This is a genomic window from Ornithinibacter aureus, from assembly GCF_009858245.1.
GTDB classification, from domain to species: Bacteria; Actinomycetota; Actinomycetes; order Actinomycetales; family Dermatophilaceae; genus Fodinibacter; species Fodinibacter aureus.
In genome coordinates this window covers 2198997-2214294 of the sequence record NZ_VMSB01000001.1, presented here as the reverse complement: position 1 = coordinate 2214294, position 15298 = coordinate 2198997, and the positions used below count along the sequence as shown (strand labels likewise).

General features: G+C 73.0%; 15 protein-coding genes. 8 read left to right on the top strand and 7 right to left on the bottom strand.

Translation table 11 applies throughout. The features are described 5' to 3' along the window. Positions 1–66 precede the first annotated feature (66 nt). Entirely contained in the window at positions 67–273 is a 207-nt protein-coding gene (locus C8E84_RS10555) for a cold-shock protein (RefSeq protein WP_159901963.1), read from the bottom strand. A gap of 225 nt (positions 274–498) precedes the next feature. On the opposite strand from C8E84_RS10555, the gene C8E84_RS10550 reads away from it, so the two are divergent. Both C8E84_RS10550 and C8E84_RS10545 read left to right on the top strand, forming a co-directional pair. Beyond that, positions 499–1038 (top strand): DUF4442 domain-containing protein, encoded by a 540-nt coding sequence (locus C8E84_RS10550; RefSeq protein WP_159901961.1) that lies wholly within the window; start codon positions 499–501, stop codon positions 1036–1038. A 10-nt stretch (positions 1039–1048) separates the two neighbouring features. Beyond that, positions 1049–1510 (top strand): PPOX class F420-dependent oxidoreductase, encoded by a 462-nt coding sequence (locus C8E84_RS10545; RefSeq protein WP_159901959.1) that lies wholly within the window; start codon positions 1049–1051, stop codon positions 1508–1510. Here C8E84_RS10545 and C8E84_RS10540 read toward each other — a convergent pair. Continuing rightward, on the bottom strand, positions 1497–1934 hold the full coding sequence (locus C8E84_RS10540; protein ID WP_211675483.1) for an SRPBCC family protein: 438 nt from the start codon (positions 1932–1934) through the stop codon (positions 1497–1499). The genes C8E84_RS10545 and C8E84_RS10540 overlap by 14 nt on opposite strands. A gap of 172 nt (positions 1935–2106) precedes the next feature. On the opposite strand from C8E84_RS10540, the gene C8E84_RS10535 reads away from it, so the two are divergent. After that, positions 2107–3123, top strand: a complete 1017-nt coding sequence (locus C8E84_RS10535) for a DUF5914 domain-containing protein (RefSeq protein WP_211675481.1) — start codon at positions 2107–2109, stop codon at positions 3121–3123. A gap of 98 nt (positions 3124–3221) precedes the next feature. On the opposite strand, the gene C8E84_RS10530 is transcribed toward C8E84_RS10535, so the two are convergent. The 5 genes from C8E84_RS10530 to C8E84_RS10505 all read right to left on the bottom strand — a co-directional run bounded on the left by C8E84_RS10530 (position 3222) and on the right by C8E84_RS10505 (position 9859). Continuing rightward, complete coding sequence (locus C8E84_RS10530; protein ID WP_246196889.1) at positions 3222–4817, bottom strand: FAD-dependent oxidoreductase; 1596 nt, start codon at positions 4815–4817, stop codon at positions 3222–3224. Between the two features lie 50 nt (positions 4818–4867). Continuing rightward, positions 4868–5623 (bottom strand): class I SAM-dependent methyltransferase, encoded by a 756-nt coding sequence (locus C8E84_RS10525; protein WP_159901955.1) that lies wholly within the window; start codon positions 5621–5623, stop codon positions 4868–4870. 65 nt (positions 5624–5688) lie between these two features. Next, positions 5689–7230 (bottom strand): isopentenyl-diphosphate Delta-isomerase, encoded by a 1542-nt coding sequence (gene idi / locus C8E84_RS18100; protein WP_246196888.1) that lies wholly within the window; start codon positions 7228–7230, stop codon positions 5689–5691. Then, positions 7227–8735 carry a phytoene desaturase family protein gene (gene crtI / locus C8E84_RS10510; RefSeq protein WP_246196887.1) on the bottom strand — a complete coding sequence of 503 codons (1509 nt, stop codon included), beginning with the start codon at positions 8733–8735 and terminating at the stop codon, positions 7227–7229. The genes idi and crtI overlap by 4 nt, the downstream gene beginning before the upstream one ends. Continuing rightward, complete coding sequence (locus tag C8E84_RS10505; RefSeq protein ID WP_159901953.1) at positions 8732–9859, bottom strand: polyprenyl synthetase family protein; 1128 nt, start codon at positions 9857–9859, stop codon at positions 8732–8734. Before C8E84_RS10505 ends, crtI begins: the two co-directional genes overlap by 4 nt. Before the next feature lie 165 nt (positions 9860–10024). Between C8E84_RS10505 and C8E84_RS10500 the strand changes: the two genes are divergently transcribed. The 5 genes from C8E84_RS10500 to C8E84_RS10480 all read left to right on the top strand — a co-directional run bounded on the left by C8E84_RS10500 (position 10025) and on the right by C8E84_RS10480 (position 15289). Beyond that, entirely contained in the window at positions 10025–11287 is a 1263-nt protein-coding gene (locus C8E84_RS10500) for an FAD-dependent oxidoreductase (protein WP_159901951.1), read from the top strand. Then, the gene (locus C8E84_RS10495) at positions 11284–12783 is read left to right on the top strand and encodes a cryptochrome/photolyase family protein (RefSeq protein ID WP_211675479.1); all 1500 of its coding nucleotides are present in this window, start codon (positions 11284–11286) and stop codon (positions 12781–12783) included. Before C8E84_RS10500 ends, C8E84_RS10495 begins: the two co-directional genes overlap by 4 nt. Before the next feature lie 51 nt (positions 12784–12834). Continuing rightward, a complete protein-coding gene (locus tag C8E84_RS18095; protein ID WP_246196886.1) occupies positions 12835–14244 on the top strand; it encodes a helix-turn-helix domain-containing protein in 1410 nt (469 codons plus the stop codon). Positions 14245–14346: 102 nt separating this feature from the next. Further along, complete coding sequence (locus tag C8E84_RS10485; RefSeq protein WP_159901949.1) at positions 14347–14808, top strand: hypothetical protein; 462 nt, start codon at positions 14347–14349, stop codon at positions 14806–14808. 61 nt (positions 14809–14869) lie between these two features. Beyond that, positions 14870–15289, top strand: a complete 420-nt coding sequence (locus tag C8E84_RS10480; protein WP_159901947.1) for a VOC family protein — start codon at positions 14870–14872, stop codon at positions 15287–15289. Positions 15290–15298: the final 9 nt, after the last annotated feature.

Here is a 15298-nt window from a genome sequence, read left to right as displayed (position 1 = left end):
ACGACCGCCGCCCGGTTGCCCGGACGACGGTCGTGTGAGGTGCCCCGAGGGGCAACAGGTGGAACGTCAGCCGATGACGGTGATGTTCGCGGCCTGGGGGCCCTTCGCGCCCTGCTGGGTCTCGTACTCGACCTTGGCGTTCTCGTCGAGCGAGCGGTAGCCGCTGCTGTTGATCGCCGAGTAGTGGGCGAAGACGTCGGCGGAGCCGTCGTCGGGGGCGATGAAGCCGAAGCCCTTGTCGGCGTTGAACCACTTCACGGTGCCAGTAGCCATAGGAAGGCCTACTTTCTGAGAGAGGAGCACCACCCGCTTGTCGGGGGACTCCGCGTTGGTGATGCCTGTAGTACCTCTGCTCAGAAAGTGCTCTGTCCCGGCGGGACGTTCTGCCACTACTTCACAACGGAAAGCTCAACAACTGGTGACAACCCTACCGGCTACCGGCGGGTTCACCACAACCACGTGCCGGTCTCGTCGCCCCGCCCTTCGTAGGCTGGCCCGATGACGACCACCAGAGGCGACGCCCAGACCACCCCCACCGGCCGGGCGGCGCAACGGGTGGGCAGGGTGAAGGCGGCCATCGACTCGGCATCCGGTCTGCGTCGAGGCATGAACCTGTGGCCACCGTTCCTGTTCACCGGGATTCACATCGACGAGATCTCCGAGGACTTCCGTCTCGTGCGGGTGCGGCTGCGACGCACCCGCCTGACGACCAACTACGTGGGCACCGCGTTCGGTGGCTCGCTGTTCGCCATGACCGATCCGTTCTGGATGATCATGATGCTGCGCAACCTCGGCCCGGGCTACGTCGTGTGGGACAAGGCGGGGGAGATCGAGTTCGCCGCTCCCGGGCGGTCGGCGGTGACCGCCGAGTTCCGCCTCGACCCGCAGGAGGTCGCGCAGGTGAAGGCCGCGGCGGATGCCGGGGAGAAGGTGCTGCGCTGGTTCGCCGTCGACGTCGTGGGCACCGACGGGGCGGTGGTGGCCCGGGTGCGCAAGCAGTTGTACGTGCGCCGCGCCCCCGAGCACGCGCGCGCCTAGGGTGGTCGACATGGACACACCGGATGCCGCTCGCCCGCCTCTGCGTGCCGCTGACCACCCGCTCGCGAAGGCCAAGTTCGTGCAGCTGACGACCTTCCGTCGAACTGGCGAGGGGGTGCCGACACCGGTCTGGTTCGCGCCGTCGGTGGACGACCCCACCCTGTTCGCCGTCATCTCGGTCGACAACACCGGCAAGACCAAGCGGCTGGCCCACACCAAGCGGGTCGAGCTACGGGCGTGCGACATGCGCGGACGGGTCGCCGAGGGCACCCCCACCTACGCGGGCACCGCCAGGGTCGTGCGTAACTCGGCCGGGATCGGCCACGTGCGGCGCTCGGTCGTCGCCAAGTACGGCTTCCCGGCGCGCCTGTCCGACCTCACCGACAAGGTCGGCACCCTCGTGGGCCTGCGCCGGGCCGCGCGCGCCGGCATCCTCGTCGCCGTCGAGCCCACCCCGATCAGCCGGGGGTGACCAACCGGCCGAGCGCGATCCGGGCCACCGGCGCGTAGCCGACCGCGACCGGCCACGGGGCGCGGGTCACGAGCCAGGCGGTGCTGCCGCCCGGGTGGCAGCTGCCCGGCTCGGACGCGTCGACCCCGTGATCGAAGCTCAGCCGCAGGGGGCCGGTGCGCACGCTCCACGTCCATCGGCGCGCGTCGTGGTCGACGGAATCCACGCGGAACACGGCGACCAACCCGCCCACCCCGGTGACCCGGCCGGTCGTGCCCGGCCGCACCACGGCATCCGGATAGTCCACCTCGCGCAGGTGCGGCGCCCAGATCGGCCACCACGCGGGCTGGGTGTAGCGCTCCCACACGGCCTCGGGGGCCAGGTCGCCGGTCGCCGAGAGCCGCAGGCTGCCCGACGCCATGGCGGTGAGTGCGCTGAGATCCACCACTCCAGTGTCCCCCGAGTGACCTATTGGTCGATGTGGGGACGCGGGATGGTGCGGCGGGCGTACCCCAAGTGACCTATTGGTCGATGTCGGGACGCGGGGTTGGACAGGTCGGGATGCCGCTCGCGGGGGAATCTGGTCGCCGCACCCCCGCGCGGGTTAGCGTTGTGGGGTGAGCCTGCTGGGTACCGACCGGTCCTTCCGCGAGGAGGTGCGTCACCGCGTGCCGGTGCGCTACCTCCCCCAGACGACGCCCGACCACCTGCGCGGTACCTGGCGTGATGCCAAGCCGGCGAAGATCGACGAGTCGCTCGCCGCGGCGATGCGCCGCCCCACCCACGGCTGGCTCATCGCCGCCGCGTCGAGTGACGTGCCGGCCGACCGCACGCTGATGCGCACCATCGCCGGCCGCGAGGTCGTGCTGTGGCGCGACACCGACGGCTCGGTGCTCGCGGGGCCGGGTGCCTGCCCGCACCTCGGCGCCCGCCTCGAGGACTGCGACGTCGTCAGCGGCACCGTGCTCTGCAAGTGGCACGGGATGCCGCTCGGCCGCACGACCCGCCCGGCGTGGGCGACGTACGCCTCCTACGACGACGGGGTGCTCGTGTGGGTGCGCCTCGGCCAGGTCGAGCCGGGCGTGCAGCCCACGGACACACCGGTGCTCGCGACCCGCCCTCCGCTCGACGACTCCATCGCCTCGGTCATCTCGTTGGCGGTCACCTGCGAACCGCGCGACATCATCGCCAACCGCCTCGACCCGTGGCACGGCGCCTGGCTGCACCCCTACGCCTTCAGCGACCTCTCCGTCGACGAGGGCGAGTCGACCCCGGACAAGCTCGTGCTCGACGTCGCCTACCGCCTCGGCCGCACCTTCGCGGTGCCGGTGCGGGCGGAGTTCACCTGCCCCGACTCGCACACGATCATCATGACGATCACCGACGGCGAGGGCGTCGGCAGCGTCGTCGAGACCCACGCCACGCCGCTGACCGCCCCCGGGGTGCACCCGGCGCGCACGGTCATGACCGAGGCGGTCGTCGCGACGTCCGAGCGGTTCGGCTTCCGGGTCGCCCGCGGGCTCGCGAGCCTGGTCAAGGTGGGCATGCGGGCCTCCGCGACCCAGCTCTGGGCCGATGACCTCGTGTACGCAGCCCGCCTCTACGAGCTGCGTCGCGCCGCCGCCGACCGCTGACCCGGACTGCCGGCCCCGCGGCCGCCAGCCGAACGCAGAAGTTCGGATCGCACGCAGCAATTACCGGACGGCATCCGAACTACTGCGTCGTCGTCGAACTACTGTGCGGCATCCGAACTGCTGCGTGCGCCCGACCCGGTGGCCGCGCGGAAGCGACGGATGCCGCGCCGCGCCACCCGCGGCACCGCACCCAGGCGTGAACCCATCGGCACCGACCAGACGCCGTGACCGGGCACTCCCCACCCGGTGAGGAGCAGGTCCGCGGCCATCCACCCGGTCGTGGCGGCCCGCTCCATCAGGGCCACGGGCAGGTCGCAGCGCACTGCGTCGCCGGCGAGCACGATCGAGGAGTCGGGGGTGCGGACCCCGGGCCGGGAGCGCCACGGCTCGAGCCCGACGAGCACGCAGTCACGCTCGACCACCCACTCGTCGTGCAGCACGGTCATCGTGGCCGTCTCGGGGTAGACCCGGTGCAGCTCGTGCAGCATCGAGTCGCGCAGCTCGCTCTCGATGGTCCCCTCGGGCAGCGCGTAGGCGTGCAGCTCGACGACCGAGCCGCCGTGCTCGGCGCTCCACCGGGTGGCGTGGCCCTCGAAGCGCTCGAGCACCGAGATGTTGTCGAGGGGTCCGTAGCCGCTCGTGCCGAGGAACGGCGCCCGCTCGGGAGCCACGAGGCCGGAGAACCACAGCCGCCAGACGGCGAACGCCGGAGCAGACCGGATGCCGGCCACCGACTCGCGCCACGCGGCGCCGGCCGGGGTGTCGCCCCCCAACCCGGGGGAGGAGTCGACGACCCGACGCAGGCCGACCGGGTCCAGGGCGAGGACGACGGCATCCGCCTGCTCCCAGTGGGAGTCCCCGCCACCGTCGGCAACGGTGTGCAGCACGGACACCCCGTCGGCGGTGTCGGTCACCGACTCGACCGACCGCCCCATGTGCACGGCGACCCCGAGGGAGTGCAGGTGGGCGCCGAGCGGGCCCCACAGCGTGCTGTCGTAGTCGTCGGCCGGTACGTCGAAGAGCAGCCCCTCGGCGGAGCCGACGAAGTACATGTGGAACATCGCGACGAGCTCGGCCCCGGAGAACTCGCGCGGGTCGGCGAAGAAGCTGCGGGCGAAGACCTCGAGGGCGAGGTGGCGGGCGGCCTCGGGGAACTGCAACCGATCGAGCACGTCGGCGGCGCTGACCCCGTCGAGCGCGGTGTACGTCGCGGGGAAGTCCACGTCGAGCAGGCCGAGGGCGGCCTCGACGTCGACCCCGGCCAACCCGCGCAGGTCGAAGCTCGGGCTGCGGGCGACGAAGGCAGCCAGGTTCCACGGCGGCGTGCGCGGGATCTTCGCGAACGAGTCCTGGCCACCGCCGTCACGCACCAGCGGGTAGTCGTCCAGTGGGCGCAGCCGCGACAACGTGGGGTCGGTGCGGCGCAGTACGGCGCGCAGGTTGTAGTACTGCCGGAAGAAGGCGTGGAACCCCCGGCTCATCCAGGCGTCACTGCCGGGCCCGTCCACCGGCCACGCGCGCACCCGGCCGCCGAGGCGCTCCTCGCGCTCGAGCACGGTGACCCGCACCCCGCGCTCCGCGAGCGCCAGCGCAGAGGTCAACCCCGCGATGCCGCCACCGACGACGACGACGTGGCGCGCGGAGGCGGGCACGGCATCCACGGGGGGTGTCGGGGCCGGCGGCGGGTGGAACACGGCTCGCGCGTCCCGGCCCGGCCGCCACGTCGGGGTGCGGCGTACCGGGCTCACAGGGGCGCCGATCCGCCCACGGTGTGGATGACGTCGCGTTGCCAGCCGCGGTAGGTGCGGTGCCGCACGTCGACCAGGCCGGCGCCGAGGAGCCGCTCGCAGATCCGGGCGACCGAGTCGAAGTCCCGCACGCTCGTGTAGAGGTAGCGGTGCAGCGGCACGTCGGAGCGCTTGACCACGGCCAGCGGGATGATGACGCCGTGGCAGATGGTCGCCCAGATGGCCCTGGCGCGGGTGCTGCCCTGCACGGAGTAGTCGTGGATGACGACGCCGCCGCCCGGGCGCAGCACGCGGGCCATCTCGCGCACGAGGCGCTCGCGGTCGGGCACGTTGCGCAGCAGGTAGCAGGCGAGGATGCCGTCGACCGTGTCGTCCGGGAGCGCCTCGAGGTAGGTCACGGCGTCCGACACGACGAGCTCGACCCCGGCGGGCCACGACTTGGCGCGGGCCTGCGCCACCATCCCCTCGGACATGTCGACACCGGTGACGCTCAGCCGGTCGGCGGCGCCCCCGCGGGTGCGCCACTGCTTGAGCAGGGCCTGAGTCGAGGCACCGGAACCGCACCCGAGGTCGAGCACCGTCAGGGCCGAGCCGTCCGGGGCCGGCAGCCGGTCGAGCAGCTCGCCGGCGGCTCCGAGCAGCTGGTCGTGGTAGCCGGGGGACAGGGCCACCATGGCGTCGTACGTGGGGGCGGCCCGGTCGAAGGCGTCGGCGAGGACCCAGCCCTGCGTGCTCGGTGAGGACGTGCTCACACGGTCTCCTTCATGGTGTCCTCGACGACGGTGTCGGCGTCGCGGGGGGTGAACGGTCGCGGCGCTCAGGACGCCGGGGTCAGGGCATCGGCGCCCGGGCCGAGGGTAGCCGCCGGGGGCAGGGCGGCGCGTGACCCGGCGGGCCAGGAGCGGGGGTCCGGGCCGAGGGCGGCCAGCAACGGAACCTGCTCGGTGGCCCACGGCGAGACGGTGCGCACTCCCGCGAGCACCTCGTCTCGGAACTGCTCCCAGGGCACCCACTGCACGTCGTCGACCTCGTCGGGGTCGGGGGCGGTGGAGTCGCTGGTCGCCCACCCGACGAAGACCGGGCACACCTCGTTCTCGACGATGCCGTTCATCTGCGCCCGGTAGCGGAACTCGGGCAGCACGAGGCGCAGGTCGCCGACCTCGACGCCCAGCTCGCTGCGGGCCCGCCGCCGCACCGCCTGCGCGAGGTCCTCGCCGGGGGTCGGGTGGCCGCACACGGTGTTGGTGACGACGCCGGGGAAGCTCGGCTTGCTGGCCGCCCGCGTCGTGACGAGAAGCCGGCCCGCGGGGTCCAGGACGTAGCAGGAGAACGCCAGGTGCAGCGGGGTGTCGTCGTGGTGGATCGCTGACTTGCGGCCCTGACCGATGGGGGCACCGCCCTCGTCGACGAGCACCACGGGGTCGTCGGACACCCAGGCCCCGCCGAGGGGGTCGACGGCGGCCCGGTCGCGGGCCACGAGCCGCATCGGGTCGCGCGAGGTCACCATGCGCGCCGCCAGTGCGGCCTTGCGTGCGGTGGGCACCCGTGCGCGAGAGGTGAACACGTCGTAGTCGGCGGCCTCGATGCCCTCGAGGATGCGGGCGTAGAGCACCCGTGCCGTCGCGACGCAGCGTCGTGAGGCCCCGGGAAGGATGGGGATGCCGGCGTCGGCCTCCCGGTAGAGGCGGCGGTTGCGCTCGATCTGGAAGGCCATCAGCTCACGCCACTGCGGGGTGACGACCCGGGCGTGGGGGTCGGCGCCGAACCGGCGCAGGTCCTCCTGGGGGATGTAGACCCGCCCGCGGTCGAGGTCCTCGCCGACGTCCCTCAGGAAGTTCGTCAGCTGGAAGGCGAGGCCGAGCGCGCGAGCCGGCACGACGGCATCCGCCCGGGGGTTGAGCACCGGGAGCATCATCTCGCCGATGACGGCGGCACTGCCGTCCATGTAGGCGAGCAGGTCGGCCCAGGTCTCGTAGGTGCGCTGGGTCAGATCGCTGCGCATGGCCCCGAAGAAGCGGGTGAAGCACTCGTCGGCGATGCCGCACTCGCGCACCGACGTGGCGACGGCGGCCATGACGGGGTCGGTGGACGTGCCGTCGGCCAGGGCCTGCCAGAACGAGGCCTCGAAGGCGTCGAGCTCGGCGGCGGTCTCGGGCCCGGGCTCGGGGCCGGCGAGGTCGACGATGTCGTCGGCGAGGCGGGCCAGCGTGTAGACGGCGTGCACGTGGCGGCGCGACGCGGCCGGAAGGAGGCGGGCGCCCCAGTAGTACGTCGTCCCGTGCTCACGAGTGATCTCGGCGCAGCGGGCGTAGCCGGCGGCCAGCACCTCGGGCGAGGTGCGCGGGGTGGGGGCGGTCACCGCGCCACCGTACGCGGTGACGTGGCAACCGGGCGCGCGCCCCCTGCGTACTGCTGCACCCGCTGCGCGGCGAGCTTGCCGCTGACGAGCACCATGGGGATGCCGACGCCCGGCTGGGTGCCGGAGCCGGCGAACACCAGGCCGGGCACCCGTCGGTCGACGTTCGACGGGCGGAAGGGGCCGGACTGGCGGAAGGTGTGGGCGAGGGCGAACGGGGTGCCGAGGTGCATGCCCTGGGCGCGCCAGTCATCAGGGGTGATGAAGGCCTCCTCGCGGATGTCGGTCGGGTAGCCGCCCGCCTCGAGGAACCGGAAGAGCCGCTCACGCATCGGCCCGGACTCACGGCGCCAGTCCAGCCCGGCGCCGGTGTGTGGCACCGGTTCGAGCACGTACATGGCGGTGGAGCCGGCCGGGGCGGCGCTCGGGTCGGTCACCGAGGGCACGGTGACCAGGCGCGAGGGGTCGGGCATGAGCTCGCCGCGGTCGATGATCGCCTCGAAGGCGCCGTCCCAGTCGGTGCCGAAGTGGATGTTGTGGTGGCGCAGGTGCGGGCCGGGTGTGCCCGAGGCCCCGACGTGCCACACGACGGCGGAGGGGGAGTAGCTGCCGGTCCTGATCGTGCGCGGTGCCCGGATGCCGGGGAGCAGGCGGTCGTAGACCACCGGGAGGTCGACGGTCGCGACCACGGCGTCGGCCGCGAGGCGCTCACCGCCGGTGGTGGCGACCCCGGCGACTGCTCCGTCGCCGCGGCGCAGGATCTCGCTGACCTCGACGTCGAGGTGGATCGAGACCCCCGCGTCGGTGAGGGCCTGGGCCATCGCCCGGGGCACGGCGTGCATGCCACCCTCGGGGTAGAACACGCCGCGCACGGTGTCCATGTAGGTGATGACGGCGAGCACTGCGCGGGCCTTGGCGGGCGAGATGCCGGCGTACAGGGCCTGGAAGCTGAAGATGCGGGTGAGCCGGTCGTCGGTGAAGAACCGGTCGACGGACGGGCCGAGGGCACCGAGGCCGCCGAGCCGCAGCAGCTTGAGTGCCGTCGCCGGGGAGCGCACGAGGTCGAGCGGTGAGGTGTAGTTGTGGTCGACGAACGTGTCGAACTCGGTGTCGTAGAGCTGCTCCAGCCACGCCAGGAAACGATCGAAGCCCGCGGCGTCGGCCGGGCCGACCTTGGTGCGGATCTCCTCGCGCAGGTCATCCATGTCGGCGCGGATGTGCAGCTCGCTGCCGTCGGGGTAGACCGCGCGGTAGGCGGGGTCGAGGTGACGCATGGTGATGAGTGAGTCGGGGTCGCCGCCGACGGCCCGGATCGGGTCGTGGAGCAGCTCGGGCATGGTCATGACGACCGGCCCGGGGTCGAGGCGGAAGTCGCCGAGGCGCAGCAGGCCAGCGCGGCCACCGACGACGTCCTCGCGCTCGAGCACGGTGACGTCGTGCCCAGCGGCGGTCAGGTGACAGGCGGCGGCCAGCCCGGAGAGGCCCGCGCCGACGACGAGGACCTTCACGAGGACCGCCAGGCGATGGCGTCGGCGAGGCCGCGCAGCGCGGCATCCGCCCGGGGTTCGACGGCGAGGTCGTCGAGGCGGGCGTGGGCGCGTCGGCTGAGGTCGGCGACGGCCTGCTCGGCCCGCTCGCGCACCCCGGCGGCGACCATCGCCTGCTGGAGGGCGTCGACCCCGGCGTCGTCGAGGGTGCCGGCGTCGCAGGCGTCCAGCAGGGGTCGGTCGCTGGGGGGAAGGAGCTCGGCAGCCCAGATGAGCAGCTCGGTGGGCTTGCCCGAGCGCAGGTCGTCACCGGCCGGCTTGCCCGTCAGGGTCGGGTCGCCCCAGACGCCGAGGACGTCGTCGCGCACGGCGAAGGCGTCGCCGACGAGGTCACCCCAGGCGATGAGCCCGCGCACCGTCTGCTCGTCGGCCCCACCGACGAGGGCGCCGAGCTGGAGGGGGCGGGTGATCGTGTAGCGCCCGCTCTTGAACCGGGCGATCCGCCGCGAGGTCGCGTGGTCGCGGCGGCGGCCCGCGGTGTGGGTGACGTCGAGCAGCTGGCCCTCGACGAGCTCGACCGCCATGAGCCGCCACGCGGCCCGCACGGTGGCGGCGGTGGGGGCGACGAGCAGGGTGGCCTCGCTCAGTGCCAGGTCGGAGACGAGGGTGGCCACGCTGTCGCCGAAGAGGGCGTCGTCGCCGAGGCCCTGCTCGGCACGGTGGCGCTGCGCCGCGACGACGTGCAGCGTGGGGCGACCGCGCCGCGAGTCGGAGCGGTCCATGACGTCGTCCTGGATCAGCGCGAACAGGTGGAGAAGTTCGAGGGCCGAAGCGATCCGCACGAGGTCGTCGTGGCTGCCGGGTGCCGCGCCGCCGACCACCCAGCCCCAGTGGGCCAGGGTCGGGCGCAGGCGCTTGCCGTGGTTGCGCGAGCGCTCGGCGAGCTCGCCGACCAGGTCGACCCCGAGCGGGCCGGCTGTCGGGGTCGCCTCGTCGGGGGCGTTGTCGGCCGCGGCTTGGTCGAGCGCGCTCGCGAGCTCGAGGAAGGTCGTCTCGAGCAGGGAGTCAGCCCGCGTGAGGGTGGACTCGATGGTGGCCGTGGTGTCCGGCGCGTCGAGCTTGAGCGCGGTCGTCTCGGCACTCATCGACGTGTGCCTCCTGCCTCGCTGGTCTGGTCGGACGGGAAATGTCCCGGGGCGGCTGACCGCCGTGCGCAAAGCCTAGACAACGGGCCCCGAGCGGCCACAACCTTAGACAAAGTATGGTCAAGCGAGACGGGGTCCGGGTGGGCTCAGCCTAGGGTTGCGGCCGTGGATGCGGAAGTCGTGGTCGTGGGTGCCGGGCTGGCCGGGTTGAGGTGTGCGCACGTGCTCGCGCAGGCCGGTCGGGCCGTGGTCATGGTGGAGGCGGCGGATGCCGTGGGTGGGCGCCAGCGCACCGACGATGTCGACGGCTTCCTCCTCGACCGCGGGTTCCAGGTGCTCAACCCCGCCTATCCGGCCGTGCAGCGCTGGGTCGACGTCGACGCCCTCGACCTGCGCCCCTTCGGCGCAGGGCTGCGGGTGCGGCGTGAGGGCGGCGTCGCCGAACTGATGCACCCGTTGCGTGCGCCCGGTGGTCTGGCCGCCACGCTGCGCAGCGGCCTGCTCTCCCCGCGCACCGTCGCCGCGCTGGCTCGCTGGGCCGGTCCCGCCGTGGTGGCACCCCGCCGGGTCATCGCCGGTGCCGCTGCTGCCGATCGCTCGCTCGGTGACGGGCTCGATCGGGCAGGGGTGCGTGGCCCGCTGCGCACCGAGGTGATCGAGCCCTTCCTCGCCGGGGTGCTCGCGGAGGACCGGGGCGAGACCTCCGAGGCGTTCGCGCGCCTGTTGGTGCGCATGTTCGCGCTGGGGGTGCCCGGGGTGCCCGCGAACGGCATCCGGGCCCTTCCGGAACAGCTCGCCGGGCGAGCGCGCGCAGCGGGGGTGGACGTTCGCCTCGGCGAACCCGTCACCTCCCTCGGGGCGGATGCCGGGCGCACGGTGCTCACGCTCGCCGGCGGTTGCCGGGTCAGTGCCCGCGCCGCCGTTGTCGCCGTCGGGCCGGATGCCGTGGCAGGGCTGCTGCCGATGCCCGCCCCGACGACCAAGGGGTTGCAGACCTGGTGGTTCGACGCCCCGCAGGCGCCGACGGCATCCACCCTGCTCATGGTCGACGGTCGTCGGCGGGGGCCCGTGGTCAACGCCGCGGTGATGAGCAACGCCGCACCGTCGTACGCGCCGCCCGGACGACACCTCGTCCAGGTGACCTGCCTGCTGGCCAAGGACGGCACCGGCGGCACCGAGGCGGACGTGCGGCGACAGGCCGGGGAGATGTTCGGGGTGTCCGCGGCTGACTGGGGCCTGCTGCGCCGCGACGACATCCCGCACGCGCTGCCGGCCCAGCCCGCGCCGCTGCGCACGGTCAGCCGGGCGCGGGTCGCGCCGGGGGTCTACGTCGCGGGCGACCACCGGGACACCGCCTCCATCCAGGGGGCTCTGGTCTCCGGTGACCGGGTCGCCCGCACGGTGCTCGCCGACCTCGAGGGCACGTGAGCGCACCCCGTGCGGCTGCCCGGCGCGCCGTGCGGGTCATCTACCCGCACCAGCTCTTCGAGGCCCACCTCGACGCCCCCTCCGGAACGCGGTTCGTCCTCGTCGAGGACGACCTGCTCTTTCGCCTCCAGCCGTTCCACGCACAAAAGCTCGTGCTGCACCGGGCGTCATCCCGTCACTTCGTGGAGCGGTTGCGCGACGCGGGTTTCGACGTCGACGTCCTGGAGACGGATGCCGGGCGGCCCTCGGGCGAGCGGCTCGCCGCCCACCTCGCCGGACTGCGACCTGACGCCCTGACGGTGGTCGACCCGGTGGACGACTGGATGCTGCGCGACCTTCGGCGAGCCGTGGCCGATGCCGGGGTGGGTTTCGGGCCGCACGACGTGCTCGAGTCGCCGAACTTCCTCACCACGAGGCCCGAGCTCGTCGACTGGTTCGGCGGCCGGCGGGCACGGATGCAGACCTTCTACCAGTGGCAGCGCCGCCGGCTCGACGTGCTGGTCGAGGACGGTCAGCCCGTCGGTGGGCGCTGGTCCTTCGACACCGAGAACCGCAAGAAGCTGCCCCGCGGCCACGTGGTGCCCAGCTGGACCGGTGCCGAGCGCACGGCCGAGGTCGACGAGGCGATCTCGTGGGTGCAGGGGGAGTTCCCCACGGCGCCCGGCCGGGCGGCATCCCTCGCCTGGCCGGTGACCCACGAGCAGGCCCGGGCGGCCCTGCGGGAGTTCGTCGACGAACGGTTGGCGCAGTTCGGCCCGTACGAGGACGCCGTGTCCACGCAGCACCCGGTGCTGTTCCACGCCGCGATCACCCCGGCGCTGAACTGCGGCCTGCTCGACCCGCGCGAGGTGCTCGACGCGGTGCTCGGGGGCGCGGCCGAGCAGGGGGTCGAGCTGGCCTCGCTCGAGGGCTTCGTGCGCCAGCTCATCGGGTGGCGCGAGTACATGCGGGGCACCTACCACCTGTTCGGGCGGCGGATGAGGGTCGCGAACCACCTGGGCCACACGCGCTCGTTGGCGCCCGGCTGGTGGGACGGCAGCACCGGTCTCGACCCCGTCGACCACGCGATCGAGGGCGTGCTCGAGCGCGGCTGGGCGCACCACATCGAGCGGCTCATGGTGCTCGGCAACGCGATGTGCCTGCTGCGCACCGACCCGGTCGAGGTCTACGAGTGGTTCATGGCGATGTTCGTCGACGCCTACGACTGGGTCATGGTGCCCAACGTCCACGCGATGTCGCAGTTCGCGGCCGGGGCGGCGGTCACGACCAAGCCGTACGTGTCGGGCAGCGCCTACCTGCGGCGGATGACCGACCACGGCCCCGGCCCGTGGCGCGAGGACTGGGACGCCCTGTACTGGACCTTCGTCGAGGACCACCGCGAGGTCTTCGAGGGCAACCCGCGCTCGCGGATGGTCACGCGCACGTGGGACGGCATGGATGCCGGTCGGCGCAGCGAGCTGACCGCTCGAGGTCGCGCCGTCATCGACCGACTCTGAGGTGTGTCAGGGGGCTGGTTCCGCGGCCCGCAGTCCCCGACACTGGGTGACATGAAGCGTCCACCGTCACGCACCCTGGGCCTGGTTCCGGCCACGGCGGCGATGGTCGCAGTCAGTGCCCTCGTCCTCGTCGCGGACATCGTCTCCCCTGCCGGTTCTGCGGGAACCTCGTCCTGGGTGCTCGCCTGCGCGCTCGTGACCGCATCCGTCATCCTCACCGCCCACCGAGGGCTCGACCCGGGCTGGGTCGCCTGGCGCCGGTCCACGCTGGGCCTGTTCTGCGTCACGCTCGGCTACCCGGCCGCCTGGGCCGCGTTGGGCCTGGCCGCCTCGAGCGACCCCGCCAGCTCGACCACGCGGGCGCTGGCCGCACTAGCCCCCGTCGCCCACGTGCCGGTGCTGGCGTCGCTGTCCCTGCTGCCGCTGCTCGCCGTCCGCTACATCGGGCAGGGGTCGTCACCCCGGCTCATGGCCGGGGTGCTCACCCTCGCCGTCGGGGATGCCGTCATGCTCGCCCTGCTCGCCCCTCCGATGACGCCGGTCGGCCTGGCGCCGCTCATCGACTCCGGCCCGGCGGTCGCGATCGGCCGCGGGGTCAACGGCGTCTTCCTCGCCTCCACCCTCGTCGGGCCGGTGGTCGCGACCCGTGCAGCGCGGGCCGCCACGGGTGAGGCCCGTCGCAGGCTGACCCTGGTCGCCATCGCGGCACTCACCGGTCCGGTGCTCGTGCTCGGGTGCGGAGTGCTCGGGGGCCTGGCCGCCGGTGCGCCGGACTCGCCGGCCCCCGTCGCGGTGCTGCTGTGCGGGATGAACGCCGCGCTCGCCGTGATCGTGGCGGGGACGTCTCGCGCCCTGCGCACTCCGCTGGCCCTGGGTCGTCAGGTGGTCTCACGCCTCGCCGTGGGGCTCGTCGCACTGCTGGCCGGACTCGTGGCCGTCACCGTCGTGCTCCTGGTCGACTCCGGTGGCGCGCTCGGTGGCGTCGTCGCGGCCGGCCTGGCAGTCGCCGTGATGCTGCTCATCCGCCCCCTCGAGACCTGGGTGACCCGCAGGCTGGTGGGTCCGGTGCTCGAGCACCCCGACGGGGCGCCGGCGACGGGTGACGCGATGACGTCGACCGGCTCTGCGGAGCCCACCAGGGCGCTGCCGGCCGTGCCCCGCGAGCCCGCGCCCCCCGGGCCCGCGCATGAGCCTGGGCAGTCGGCCTGCGCGCACGTCGGAGGCGACCCTCGGCTGGCCGTCCTGACGCCCCGTGAGCGGGAGGTCCTCGGCCTGCTGGCCCAGGGACTGTCCAACTCGGGGATCGCGGCGCGCCTCGTGCTCTCAGAGCGCACGGTGGACGCGCACCTGCGCTCGGTCTTCACCAAGCTCGCCCTCCCGGACTCGACGCACGCCAACCGGCGCGTGCACGCCGTGCTGGCCTGGAACGGGATCCGGGAGGAGTCCCTCGAGGCCGGGTGAGCCTCGACGCCGCCGTCGAGTTAGGCGCTTTCGCCGATGCCGTGGCCCGCCCGCCTCCCTAGCGTCGAAGACCTTCCCCCAAGCGTCCGGAGGTCCTCGCCGATGTCCCGCCCCATCCTGTTGCTCATCGCCCTGGTCTGGCTGCCCTTCCTCATGCTGCCGGGCTTCGCCGCCTTCGGCGACACGAGCTATCCGCACATCGCCTTCCACGTCCTGGCCATCCCCATGCTCGTCTGGGCGCTCGTGGTCGCTCGCCGACTGCTCGCCGAGACAGGCTCCGGCGCTCGCCGCTGGATGCTTCGAGCGCTGCTGCTGTTCCTCCCGCTGGCGGTCATCGGTCACGTCGCAGAGCTGGCGACGGCGATCGCACGCTTCGCCCAGGACGGCTTCGTCAACCGCAACACCGCTGACGTGTGGGTCTCGGGCCCGCACGTCCACGCCGCCAACGTCACCATCCCGTCGATGATGCTCTCGATGGTCACGGTCCTGGTACTGGCCGTCACGAACGCGGTTCAGAGCCGGTCGCGGAAGGAATCGGACACCCCCGTCGGCACCCGGCTGTAGCGTCGCGCGGGAGCGAGCAGCACACCGCGCCCGCCCCCCACCACGGCCGAAGGAGCCCGTCATGGCGATTGCCCTGAACCCCTACCTCAACTTCCCCGGAACCACGCGCGAGGCGATGACCTTCTACCAGTCCGTGCTCGGCGGAGAGCTGCAGATCTCCACCTTCGGTGAGTTCGGCGCCGAAGGGCCCGAGGCGAACGGGGTCATGCACTCGCACCTCGAGACCGAGGCCGGCATGACCTTCATGGCCTCCGACATGCCCCCGGGCCAGGAGGACGCTCACGTCGTCGGTACCAACATGTCGATGTCGATCAGTGGCGACGACTCCGAGGCCATGCGCCGCTACTGGGACGGGCTCGCCGAAGGCGGCACCGTGCAGATGCCCCTCGAGCGCCAGATGTGGGGTGACGACTTCGGCATGCTCGTCGACAAGTTCGGCGTCGCGTGGATGGTCAACATCGCCGGGGAGCAGCAGGCCTGATCAGCTCCG